At 70.6% G+C, this 12,261-nt stretch carries 10 protein-coding genes; 2 read left to right on the forward strand and 8 right to left on the reverse strand.

Features of this window, described 5'->3' with window-relative positions; genetic code table 11:
- Positions 1 to 37: 37 nt before the first annotated feature.
- From LR394_RS13060 to LR394_RS13090, 7 genes are read right to left on the reverse strand one after another with little or no spacing between them, the layout of a single operon-like run.
- A complete protein-coding gene (locus LR394_RS13060) occupies positions 38 to 2,011 on the reverse strand; it encodes a hydantoinase B/oxoprolinase family protein (protein ID WP_231441438.1) in 1,974 nt (657 codons plus the stop codon).
- Positions 2,011 to 4,101, reverse strand: a complete 2,091-nt coding sequence (locus LR394_RS13065) for a hydantoinase/oxoprolinase family protein (protein WP_231441439.1) — start codon at positions 4,099 to 4,101, stop codon at positions 2,011 to 2,013. The genes LR394_RS13060 and LR394_RS13065 overlap by 1 nt, the downstream gene beginning before the upstream one ends.
- 11 nt (positions 4,102 to 4,112) lie before the next feature.
- Complete coding sequence (locus LR394_RS42910; protein ID WP_231441441.1) at positions 4,113 to 4,916, reverse strand: ABC transporter permease; 804 nt, start codon at positions 4,914 to 4,916, stop codon at positions 4,113 to 4,115.
- Positions 4,909 to 5,793, reverse strand: a complete 885-nt coding sequence (locus LR394_RS42915; protein ID WP_231441443.1) for an ABC transporter permease — start codon at positions 5,791 to 5,793, stop codon at positions 4,909 to 4,911. Before LR394_RS42915 ends, LR394_RS42910 begins: the two co-directional genes overlap by 8 nt.
- A complete protein-coding gene (locus tag LR394_RS13080; protein WP_231441444.1) occupies positions 5,790 to 6,845 on the reverse strand; it encodes an ABC transporter ATP-binding protein in 1,056 nt (351 codons plus the stop codon). Before LR394_RS13080 ends, LR394_RS42915 begins: the two co-directional genes overlap by 4 nt.
- Complete coding sequence (locus LR394_RS13085; protein WP_231441447.1) at positions 6,842 to 7,954, reverse strand: ABC transporter substrate-binding protein; 1,113 nt, start codon at positions 7,952 to 7,954, stop codon at positions 6,842 to 6,844. The genes LR394_RS13080 and LR394_RS13085 overlap by 4 nt, the downstream gene beginning before the upstream one ends.
- Positions 7,955 to 7,987: 33 nt before the next feature.
- Positions 7,988 to 9,391, reverse strand: a complete 1,404-nt coding sequence (locus LR394_RS13090) for an amidase (protein ID WP_231441449.1) — start codon at positions 9,389 to 9,391, stop codon at positions 7,988 to 7,990.
- Positions 9,392 to 9,537: 146 nt separating this feature from the next.
- Between LR394_RS13090 and LR394_RS13095 the strand changes: the two genes are divergently transcribed.
- Entirely contained in the window at positions 9,538 to 10,896 is a 1,359-nt protein-coding gene (locus tag LR394_RS13095; RefSeq protein ID WP_231441451.1) for an aminotransferase class I/II-fold pyridoxal phosphate-dependent enzyme, read from the forward strand.
- Positions 10,897 to 11,024: 128 nt separating this feature from the next.
- Complete coding sequence (locus LR394_RS13100) at positions 11,025 to 11,489, forward strand: lysozyme inhibitor LprI family protein (protein ID WP_231441453.1); 465 nt, start codon at positions 11,025 to 11,027, stop codon at positions 11,487 to 11,489.
- Here LR394_RS13100 and LR394_RS13105 read toward each other — a convergent pair.
- Positions 11,452 to 12,261: an ABC transporter ATP-binding protein gene (locus LR394_RS13105; RefSeq protein WP_231441455.1), complete on the reverse strand. Its 810-nt coding sequence runs from the start codon at positions 12,259 to 12,261 to the stop codon at positions 11,452 to 11,454. The two genes, LR394_RS13100 and LR394_RS13105, sit on opposite strands and share 38 nt — an antisense overlap.

Consider the following 12,261-nt stretch of genomic DNA (forward strand, 5'->3'; position numbering starts at 1 on the left):
AAGGTGGCCGGCCACAACGCGGCCGGCCACCTTTTGCTTAGGACAGAAGGTCGACGAACCGGGCGGCCGCCTGATCCATCTGCTCGCCGGTGGCCTGCGCAGCCGGAAAACCTTCGGGCAACTGCGTGAGGACGTCGGTGAGCACCTGGCGGCGCGCGGCGGCCCGTTCGGTCGGTGGCAGGGCCGCCAGCACGTCGGCGAATTCGTCCAGCCGCTCGGCCGGGAACACCCGGGACCAGCGCAGGCGGTCCTCGCCCAGGCCCCAGCCGTCGTTCGTCGGCCGCTCGGCCCGCAGCAGAGCGGTCTGTCCGGCGTCGACCTGGCCGTCGGAAATCGCGACCCCGTAAAGGTTCCGGGCTTGTTCACGGGAGACCAGGCCGGTGACGACGTCGGCCAGCACTGCCTGCGGATCCCGCAGGAACGGGTCGCCGTAACCCCCGGCGCCGGACGTGCGCAGGGTGACCCGGTCGCCCGGCTGCAGGGGATGGGTGTCGATCAGGCGGATGCGTTCTTCGTCGGGCGTGCCCTCGTTCACGATCAGCTCGGCCGCCAGGCCGGGCAGGCCGCCCTGGACACCCCACGGCCGAAAACGTAGGCGTTCCAGGCCCCGAGCCAGCAGCGAACCATGCGAGAGCGCCTCGAACTGCAGTTCCAGACCGCAGCCACCGCGCCAGCGTCCGGCCCCACCGGAGTCCGGGCGGATCCGGTAGGCCAAAACCTTCACGCCGACCCCGGCCTCGACCACCTCGACCGGGTTGTTGGACAGGTTGGAGATGCCTGAGTCGCGGCCGTCGATACCGTCGCTGCCGGAGCGGGCTCCGGTGCCGCCGACCATCGGCTCGACCACGTGGACCGAGGGGCCCTCGGCGGTGTTGCGGGCGAAGACCACGGGCACGACCAGTCCGCTGGAGGCCGCCGGGATCAGGTCGGGGGCGGCCTGCACCAGGGCACCGGAGAGGACGTCGTTCACCCGGGACGTGGTGGCGTGCCGTACGCCCACCGGAGCCGGCTCGACCGGGTTCAGCAGGGTGCCGACCGGTGCGGACATCGAGACCACGTCCATCAGGCCGGTGTTCAGCGGGATGTCCGGGTCGAGCGTGCCGATGAGCGCGAACAGCCGGGTGACCACCCAGGTGTGGGCCCGGCCGAAGGTGACCACGTTGAGGGCGGCCTCGACCTGCGGATCGGTGCCGGTGAAGTCGAGGTGGAGGTGCCCGTCGGCGACGGTGGCGGTGAGCTTGATCCGCAGCGGGATCTCGCTGACGCCGTCGTTGTCCAGGTAGTCCTCGAACGTGTACACGCCGTCGTTCAGGCTGGAGAGGGCCTTGCGGGCCCGGGCTGCGGTCTGTTCCCGGGCGTACTGCCCGATCTCGTCCAGCGCGCCCTGGCCGTGCGGGGCGAGGACTTCCTGCACCCGGCCGCGGCCGGTGTCCAGGGCCGCGAGCATGGCCCGCAGGTCGCCGTCGTTGGCCGCGGGGGTGCGGGTGTTGCCCAGCAGCAGTGCTTCGACGCCCGGGTCGATGGTGCCGCGCCGCACGTACTTCACCGGTGGGATGCGCAGGCCCTCGGCGAAGATCGAGTCGTTCTTCACGCTGACCGACGACGGTACGCGGCCGCCGACGTCCGAGACGTGGACGAACGACCAGCCGTAGCCGACGATCTCGTCGCCGTCGAAGTAGGGCGCGATGACGTGGACGTCGGGCAGGTGGGTGGACAGGCCCTGCGAGGCGTACGGGTCGTTGGTGATGATCACGTCGCCGGGTTCCAGCGGCTCGCGGTCAGCCACGCGCTGCACCGCGGCGCTGACGTCCAGGCCGAGGAAGCCGGAGACGCCGATGCCCTGCGGGTAGGCGATGAACCGGCCGGTGCGGTCGGCGATGGCGCAGCAGAAGTCGGCCGCGTCGCGCACGTAGAGGCTGCGGCTGGCCCGCTGCAGCGCCAGGCACATCTGCTCGGTGGCCGCGACCAGCCGCTGCTGGGCCAGATCCCGGTCAAGCGGGGAGAGCGACATCAGTCTTCCTTCTTCGGGAGCCGGTTCAGGTGCAGGTTGCCCGCGGTGTCCACCCGGACCTGCCAGCCCGGTGGCACCAGCACACTGGTGTCGGCGCGCTCGACCACGGCCGGGCCGTTCAGTTCGGCCGGGGCCTCGGGATCGGTCACCACGGCGAGAACGTCGGCTTCGCTCCAGGCCTGGGAGGTACGCAACCGGCGCCGTCCCAGCTTCTGCAGACCGAGCGTGCCACCGGCGTCCTCAATGGAGAGGTCTTCGGCGGTCAGGGTCAGGCGGACGGTCTCGATCAGCACCTCGGCCGCCGGGTCGACGAAACCGTAGTGCCGGCGGTGAGACTCGGCGAACGCGGCCAGGCCGGCTTCCAAGTCGATCGAGAGCGCCGACTGCAGGCCGCCGGTGGTCAAGGGGACGGTGAGCGTGGACGGTTGCCCGGCGTACTTCAGGTCAGCGCTGAGCACCAGCGAACCCCGGGCGCCCGCGCCTTCTTTCTGGAACCAGGTGAGGGCCTCGTCGGTGAGCTGATGAGTGACGTCGGTCAGTTCCGGAAGGCTGTCGGCGTCCAGGGCCAGCCGGGCGGTGCGCACGAAGTCGCGGCGCACCGGGGTGATGGCGGCACCGAGCGCGCAGAACGTGGCTGCCGCGGCGGGCACGATGATGCGTTCGGCGCCCACCTCGTCGGCCAGGAGCGCGGCGTGCGAACCGCCCGCGCCACCGAAGGCCACGAACGTGAACCGGTCCGGTACCTCGCCGTGCCGGGCCAGCACCGTGCGCAGGCGGCTGGCCATGCCCACGGTCGCGAGGGTCAGGGCGTTGTCACTGGTCTTCGTGGCGGCTTCCGGACCGGCGGCCGGGTCGAGGGCCTGCTGCACGCGGGTCAGGGCAGCATCGGCCAGCTCTCGCGACAGCGGCATCGCGCCGCCGAGGAACGCGTCCGGGTCGATGATCCCGGTGTGCACGTAGGCGTCGGTGATCGTGGGCTGGTCGCCGCCGCGGCCGTACGCAGCCGGGCCCGGATCGGCACCGGCACTGGAAGGGCCGACGCGCGGGGTGGGGTGGGCGCCGTCCAGGTCGGCCCAGACCACGGAACCGCCACCGGCGCCGATGGCCGTCACCTCGACGACCGGCGTCACCAGCGGATGGTCGCCGACCGAGGCGGTGGTGGTCAGCGCGGGCTTGCCGCCGACCAGAACCCCGATGTCGCTGCTGGTGCCACCCATGTCGATGGTCACCATGTCCAGCCCGGGCCACAACCGCGAGGCCGCGCCGACCCCGGCGGCCGGGCCGGACAGCACGGTGTCGATGGGGCGGCGCGCGGCCGAGCTCAGCGACACCGAACCGCCGTTGGAGGTGGTGATGTACAACGGCGCGGTCAGGCCGATCCGCTGCAGCGCCGCCTCCAGCCGGGACAGGTATCCCTGCATCAGCGGCGCGATCTGGGCGTCCAGCACCGCCAGCGCCGTGCGTTCGTACTCGCCCGCCTCCGGCCACAGCGTGGCGGCCGAGGTGACCGGCACGCCGAGATCGGCGGTGAGGCGCTCGGCCAGGTCACCCTCGGCGGCCGGGCTGGTGTAGGCGCCGATCAGGCTCAGCGCCACGGCATCGGGGCGAGCCTGCTGCAGCTCGGCCAGTGCCCTGGCGTAGTCGTCCACCCCCGAGACGGCCTCGCCGGAGGGCGTGAACCGGGCCTCCAGCTCCACCACCCGGTCCCGCGGAACCGCCGCGCGGGGCGGCACGGCGTGCAGGTCGAACGAGCGCGGCAGCCGGGCCCGGCCGATCTGCAGGATGTCGCGGTGCCCGGCGCTGGTCAGCAGCGCCACCCGGGCGCCCCGGCCCTGCAGGATCGCGTTCAGGCCGATCGTGGTGCCGTGGGTGACCGCCAGCACGTCCTGCGCGGCGATGCCCCGCTCGAGCAGTTCCCGCAGGCCCTGCTCGACGGCCGCGGCCGGGTCGGAGGGCACCGAGGGCGTCTTGTGCCGGACGGACTCGGCCGGGCGGCACCCGCCGGCGGTGGTCTGCACGGCGATCAGGTCGGTGAACGTGCCGCCGACGTCGATGCCGATGCGCCAGCCGGCCGCCTGGGATTCAGTCATGAAGGGTGGTCCTAGAGAAGCCGGGAAACGTTGAAGAAGCGGTCGATCAGGGCGATCGCCAGGACGCTGGCCACCAGCAGCAGGGTGGACACGGCGGCGATGGTGGGCTCGATCTGCACCTGGGCGGCCGAGTAGATCCGCACCGGCACGGTGACCGTGTTGCTGCCGGAGACGAAGACCGAGGTGGCCACCTCACCGAGCGAGACCACGGTGGTCAGGAACGCCCCGGCGATGATGCCCGGGCGCAGCAGCGGCACGGTGACGGTGAGGAAGGCGCGCAGTTCCGAGGCGCCCAGGCTGCGCGCGGCCCGCACCAGCTGCGGGTCGATCGAGGCCGCGCTGACCGCGACCACCCGCACGCAGAACGGGAACGAGACCACCAGGTGGGCCAGCCAGATCCCGGTGGTCGAGCCGACCAGGCCCCAGGTCTGCAGCTGGTACAGCAGGGCCAGGCCGAGCATCACGCCGGGCACCGCCATCGGGGCCAGGAACAGCGAGGACAGCAGGCCCCGGCCGCGGAAGTCCCCGGCCGCCACGGCGTAACCGCCGAGGGTGCCCAGGACCACCACGAACGGCACCACCATCAACGCCAGCAGGGCCGAGAACTGCAGCGACTCGGCCCAGGCGGTACCGGCGAAGGCCTCCTCGTACCAGCGGAACGAGAAACCCTCGGGCGGGAAGCGGAAGTTGTTGGCCGAGTTGAACGAGCTGATCACCACGGCGAACAGCGGCAGCAGCAGGAAACCGCAGACCACCAGCACCGCGATCCGGTTGCTCCAGCGGGCCACGGCGGCGTCGATGTGGGACTTAGCCACGAGTCCTCCTGCGGCTGGTCAGGCTTCCGAACAGGGCGATCAGCGCGCAGGCCACCAGGGTCACGGTGAGCAGGACGAAACTCAGCGCCGCGGCGCCGGGCTGGTCGAACACCACCATCGCCATGTTCTGGATCTGCAGACCGGCCAGCGACATGGTGGCGCCGCCGACCAGCAGCGGGGTCACGTAAATGCCCATCGCCAGCGAGAAGACCACCATCAGCCCGGCGGTCAGGCCGGGCACCGACAGCGGCAGCACCACGGTGAAGAACGTCCGGGTCCGCGAGGCGCCCAGGTTGGCCGAGGCCCGCAGCAGCGCGTCGTCGATCGCGCCGAGCGAGGCGGTGAGCGTGATGATCGCGAACGGCAGCAGTACGTGCACGATCGCCAGGAACACCGTCCAGCCCGAACGCAGCAGCGGGATCGAGTCGTCGGTGATCTGCAGGGCCTGCAGCGCGGCGTTGACCGGCCCCTGGCCGCCCATCACCACCCGCCAGCCGAACGAGCGCACCACTTCACTGGTCAGCAGCGGCGACAGGACGATCGCGAAGACCGCGGTGCGGGCCCAGCGCGAGGACGTGCGGACCAGGAACCAGGCCACCGGGTAGGCCACCACCGCGCAGGTCAGGGTGACCCGGATGCTCAGCCACAGGCTGTCCAGCACCGACGAGCGCAGGTAGCCGGTGTCCCAGACCTGCTGGTACTGCTCGAATGTCCAGCCCGGCTGCGGGGTGTTCAGGTCGTTCGTGGGACGCAGGCTCAGCATCGCCAAACCGATCAGCGGCACCACGAACGCACCGATCATGAACAAAGTGGGGACGATCGCGGCGACCTGGCCCCGCCGCAGACGGGGAGCCCGGGTTGCCAGGGCGATGCTCACGAACTCCCCCCGAGCCAGATCACACTGGCGTCCTCGAAAGCCAGACCAACCGTCGCACCCGGCGCGTACGCGTCCTCACGCCCACTGGCACTGGCCAGAAGCGTGGTCTCGGCGTCCACCCGGACCCGGTACTCGTACCGGTCCCCGCCGAAGGCCACCGACATCACTTCGGCGGCCACCGTTCCGGGGGTTTCCGCCGCCGTGACCGTGACCGCCTCCGGACGCAGGGCGACCTCGGACGTCCCCGCTTCCAGACCCTGGCCTTCCGGAACTGCAACCGACCGCTTGAGGACGTCGGCGCGTCCGTCGGTGCCGATCGTCGCCTTCACGATGTTGGCCGCCCCGATGAAGTCGGCCGTGAACGTGGTGCGCGGGGTGCGGTAGAGCTCCTGCGGGGTGCCGTGCTGCTCCAGACCGCCGCCGGCCAGCAGCACCACCCGGTCGGACATCGCCAGAGCCTCGGCCTGGTCGTGCGTCACGAAGATCGTCGTGGTGCCGATCTCGCGCTGCAGTTCGCGCAGCTCGTGCCGCATCTGCCGGCGCAGCTTGGCGTCCAGGTTGGACAACGGCTCGTCCAGCAGCAGCACCTTGGGCCGGGTGACCAGCGCCCGGGCGATCGCCACCCGCTGCTGCTGACCGCCCGACAGCTGCCCCGGGAACCGGGCCCGGAAGTCCTCCAGGCCGACCAGTTTCAGGGCGTCCCGCACCCGGGTCTCGCGCTCGTCCCGGGGCACCTTGCGGGCCTTGAGCCCGTAATGGAGGTTCTTCTCCACGTTCAGGTGCGGGAAGAGCGCGTAGTTCTGGAACACCAGGCCCATCTGCCGGTGCTGCGGCGCCACGTGCGTGACGTCCTGCCCGTCCACCAGGATCCGGCCCGCGTCCGGGGTGACGAATCCCGCCAAAGCGTTCAGCAGAGTCGTCTTTCCGCAGCCGGAGGGGCCCAGGACCGAGACGAACTCGCCGGCCGCCACGGTGAGTTCGTCCAGTTTCAGGACGGTCTCACCGTGGTAGCCGAGGGCGAGGTCACGAACCTCGACGAGTCCCTGCGTCATGAGCCGAAGGTCTTCTGCCACTGCGCCTGCAGATCGGCCAGCTTCGGCGAGAGCGCCTGGTAGTCGATCCACTGGAAGTCGTCGTAGGCGCCCTTGCCGTGCTTGATCTGCTCCTCGAACTTGGCCGGGTACTCGTTGCTGTCGTTGGAGGTGGCGTACCAGGTGCCCTCGGAGAACGTGGGCTGGTACTCGCTGGAGGCCAGGTAGTTCAGGAACTCGTAGGCCAGGTCCTGCTCCTCGGTGTTCTCGGCCACGAAGAAGCTGGTCAGCGCGCCGACCGAACCGGAGGCGGGGTAGGCGTAGTCCACCGGGTCGCCGTTGTTCTGCATCACGAACGCCCGGCCGTCCCAGTGCGCCGAGATCCAGGTGTCGCCGTTCTGCAGCCCGCTCTCCACACTCGGGGCGTCGGCCGGGAAGGCGGAGAAGCAGTCCTTGGCCGCAGCCAGCTCGGCGAACGCGGCGTCCACGTCGGCCTGGTTCTGGATGTCGCCGCCGTTCTCGCGGATCAGCCCGGCCAGGTACTCCACACCCATGTTGAAGGTGAGCGGGTTCAGCCCGGCGTGCCCGCAGGTGGCAGGGTCGAGCAGGTCGGACCAGTCCTTCGGCGCGGTCTTGACCTTGTCGGTGCGGTAGGCGATCCCGGTCGAGCCCACGCTCAGCGGCACACCGTACTGCTGGCCGCCGATGTTCGACTGCTCGACCAGCACCTCGTTCAGCTCGCCGAAGTTCTCCACCTTGGCGGTGTCCAGAGCCTGGACCACCCCGGCGTCGACCGCGTTCGGGATCACGTTCGGGGTGAAGGCCACCACGTCGTACGGCGGGGTGCCGCCCTGGGCCGAGCGCAGGCCGGTCAGCCAGGAAGCCGGGTCACCGGGGACCAGCTCGACGGTGGCGCCGGTGTTCTCCTCGAACGGCTCGACGAACGCCTTGGTCAGCGACTCGCCCCAGGAACCGGCGTAGGCGGCGACCTTCAGTGTCTTGCCCTTGAACGGGGCGTTCGGGTCGGCCGCCTCGTCGGAGGAGCCACCGCCGCAGGCCGCCAGGGCCAGGGCGAGGGAGAGCCCGGTGGCGAGCAGGCCGGCACGGCGTGGGAAACGGGAACTGGGCACGGGGGTCTCTTTCTCTTTCTCGGAGCGGGGTTCTCAGGGCTTACGGGTGGGCCAGGCGTAGGCCTGTTCCAGGAGCTGGCCGGTCTGCAGGAGCAGGGTCTCGCTGAACTGCCGGCCGATCAGCTGGACGCCCACCGGGAGGCCGTCGGCGTCGACGTGGGTGGGCAGGCTGATCGCGGGGGAGCCGATCACGCTGGGGACGGTGGTGAAGGCCAGGCACTGCTCGTAGACCTGGCAGTCCCGGGAGGGGGCCTTCTCGCGCAGTTCGTTCCAGACCACCCCGATCCCGGGGACCCGGGTGGCCGCGGTCGGGGTGACGATCAGGTCCAGATCGCCGAACAGGTACTGCGAGATCTCCCGGGCCAGCAGCTTGAACCGCCGGGCCTCGGCCAGGTACGTGCCCGCGTCGATCTGCCGGCCGCGCTCGATCGTGCGCCGGATGTAGGCCTGCAGCCTCTCCGGGTGATCCAGCGGGGTCTGGGTGAGCCAGGCCGGGATGATTGTGCGCGGGTAGATGTCCATCACTTCGGCCATCGCCGCGATCGGGTTGAGCTCGACGATCTCGTGCCCGGCCTGCTGCAGGGTGCGGGCCACGTCGGTGGCGGCCTCGGCGCAGGCCGCATCGACCGGGATGCCCGGGTCGAACGCGGTGGTGATCAGGCCAATCCTGAGGGGATCGGGCCGCGCGGCCAGGCCCTGGGTGAAGCCCTCGGGCTCGGGTGCCAGCGACCAGGCGAACTCATCTCGCTGCTGAGCCATTGCTTCGTAGACCGCGGCGGTATCGGCGATCGTCCGGGTCAGGAAGCCCTCGGTCGAGCCGCCCTCCCAGCCGGCGATGCGCTGGGGGAGCAGACCCCGCGTAGGCTTGAGCCCGACCACGCCGCAGAACGCGGCGGGCAGCCGGATCGAACCGCCACCGTCGCTGCCCAGCGCCACCGGCACCAGGCCCGCCGCCACGGCAGCAGCCGAGCCACCGCTGGAGCCACCGGGCGAGCGCTCGACGTTCCACGGGTTGCGGGTGATGCCGTAGCGCTCGCTCTCGCACGACGTGGTCATCGCCAGCTCCGGGGTCGCCGCCCGGCCCAGCTGCACGAAACCGGCCTTCTGGGCGGCCTGCACCAGGAGGTCGGACTGCGGGGCCGGAGTGAGGTCGCGGGCGTGGGAGCCCAGGGTGTGCGGCTGCCCCTCCACGGCGAACGTGTCCTTGATCGTCAGCGGGACCCCGGCGAACAACCCCCGGGGGCCTTCGGCATCGATCCGGTCCGCGGCCTGGAGCGTGGCCTCGTCGTCGCGCCAGACGATCGAGTTCAGAGCAGGGTCCAGCGCATCGACGCGGGCCAGGAAGTGTTCAGCCACCTCACGGGCCGTCCACGTGCCTCGCCGGATCCCGGCGGCAAGGGCTGCCGCCGAGATATGTTCTTCGATGTCTACTGGCACGCTAGGGAAGCTATACGTACAGTTCAGGGGCGCACAAGTGGGCGCCGCGATCGTTTGCCATGTGACACAATTTCCAACACATTGGCCGACGAGGCAAGTTCATCGGTTATGTTCGGTACATAACTGAGCCGGGCCAGAGGGGAAGCATGGACAACAGCAGTCCCGTCGAGACACTGGTGCGGGACACCACGGGGCTCAGCGCTCGCGAGGTGCTCGACCTGATCGCCACCCGGATCACCTCGGGCGACCTGCCGGCCGGAACCCAACTGCCCACCATCCGCGGCTTCGCGGCCAGCACCGGCCTGGGCACATCCTCGGTGGCCCAGGTCTGGGCCCGCCTGGCCGACCGCGGCCTGGTGACCACCCGACGCCGCGGCGGCACCGTCGTGGCCACCCTGTCGCGCTGGCCCCTGGCCGGCCCACCCCGCGCGTTCGAGGGCTGGTCCAGCGTGGATGTCAGCTCCGCCCACCCCCGGCCCGACCAACTGCCCGACCTGCGGATGGCCCTGGACCGCAGCCTGCGCGAGCCGAGCACCAACTCCCTGCAGCGCGAGCCGATCACCGCGCTGCTGCAGCAGGCCTGCGAGGCCACCTGGCCCTTCGCCGCCCAGGACTGGGTCAGCGTCAGCGGCGCGGCCGAGGCAGTCCTGCTCTCCACCGAGGCCGCCACCGAGGCCCAGGGCCTGGTCGCGGTCCAGCAGCCGATGACCTCAGGCACCCTCGGCAACTTCCGCACCCTCGGCTACACCGTGGTCGGCATCGACTGCGACCAGGACGGCCCACTGCCGGAATCCGTGGCCGCCGCCCTGGCCCAAGGCGCCCGCACCTTCATCTTCCAGCCGGCCGGCACCTTCTCCGTCGACTCCTGGCTGAGCGTCGAGCGAGTAGCCGCCATCGCCGCAGTGCTCGAACCTCACGCCCACGAGGTCTGGGTGATCGAGGAAGACGTCCTCGGCCCCCTCCTCACCCAGAGCGCCCCCACCTTCGCTGACGTCCTGCCCGGCCGCGTCCTGCGCCTGGCCTCGTTCTGCCGCGCCTTCGGCCTGGACCTGCGCACCACCGTCCTCGGCGGCTCCCGCGAACTGATCGAACGCGTCCGCAAACTGCGCAGCCACGGCATCCTCGCCCAGAGCCGCATCCTGCAGAACGCCCTGGCCCACCTGCTCACCGACGACGAGGCCCTGACCCTGGTCCGCACGGCCGCCCAGCAGTACGCCGCCCGCGCCTCGGCCCTGACCCGGGCCCTGGGCGAACGCGACGTGCCCACGCTGACCCCACCCGGCAAGTTCGTGGTCTGGCTGCCCGCCGAGAACGAGGACGAGGCCCTGGCCGAACTGGCCAACCGCGGCGTCGTCCTGGGCCACAGCAACCGCACCTTCGTCACCCCGCCCACCCCGGCCCTGATCCGGATCGGCACACCCCAACTGCCGGAGAACCCCGAGCTCATCCAGGAACTCGCCGACCTGCTCGCCTCCGCCAGCCGGGCCGCACTCCTGGCCAGCTGAGGCACCGCCACGAAGACACGTGGTCCAGGTCACCTGAGACGGTCCGAACTTTCCAGGCCCCGCTCGCCATCTCAGTTAATGTCCTACCAAGGACGCCTGTTCCACCGTGTCTCTCAAGGAGTTCCGCCATGAGCAAGCTTGTCCGTCGCAGCGTTTCGTCGTTCGTCGTCGCCGGGGTGGCCTTCACCGCACTGGCCGGTGGAGCCGCGTCTGCTCAGGCGAGCACCAGCTCCACAGTGAGTGTGGCCGCGCAGAGCGGTGATGGCCTGACGTACAAGAAGATCAAGGAGCCGTTCACCACGCCGGTCGGCAAGTGCGACAAGAACGGCACCACCCAGCAGATGACCAACTGCGTTCTGAAGAAGGTCGTCGCCACCGACCACACGATCGACGTGCTGCAGCGCCAGCGCTTCGGCTACGCGATCACCAAGAAGCAGCGCCAGGCCTACCTGAAGAACGACGCCGCCTGGCTGAAGAGCCGCACCAAGAAGGCGGACCAGGCCCGCCAGGGCGGCTCCCTGGACTCGCTGCGGGTGGCCGAGAAGATGCTGCAGATCAGCAAGAAGCGGGTGAAGACGCTCGAGGGGCGGTAGCTTTCGGGATCACCATCGGGGTGCCGGTCTCCGGGTCGGGTTCCACCCGGCACGGCAGGCCGTACACCTCCTGCACCATCTCGGCGGTGAGCACGTCGGCCGGCCGGCCCGAGCCGACGATCGCCCCTTCCTTCATCACGATCAGGTGGTCGGCGTACCGCGCGGCCTGATTCAGGTCGTGCAGTACCACCACGATCGTGCGGCCGTGCTCTGCGCGCAGCCGCTGGAAGAGGTCGAGAAGCCCGTACTGGTGGGCGATGTCGAGGAACGTGGTGGGCTCGTCCAGCAGCAGCAAGGGCGTCTGCTGGGCCAGCACCATCGCCAGCCACACCCGCTGGCGCTGTCCGCCGGAGAGCTCGTCCACCATCCGTCCCGAAAGCTCCTCGGTGCCGGTGGCTTCCAGCGCGCTCACCACCGCCGCCTCGTCGGCGGCCGACCAGCGGTCGAATATCCGCTGGTGCGGGTAGCGGCCGCGGGCGATCAGGTCGGCCACCCGGATACCTTCAGGAGCAATGGACGTCTGCGGCAGCAACCCGAGCCGGCGTGCCAGTTCCCGGGTGGGCACCTGGGCGATGTCCTGGCCGTCGAGCACCACGCTGCCGCCGGCGATCGGGAGAATCCGCGCCATCGCCCGCAGTAGCGTCGACTTCCCGCAGGCGTTGGGGCCGATGATTGCGGTGTAGGAGCCCGTTTGGATCTGCAGGCTGACGTCGGGGCAGATGATGCGGCCGTCGTAGCCGACCTTGACGTGGTCGGTGGCGAGGATGGTCAT

The organism is Kineosporia babensis (assembly GCF_021129305.1).
Lineage (GTDB): Bacteria > Actinomycetota > Actinomycetes > Actinomycetales > Kineosporiaceae > Kineosporia > Kineosporia babensis.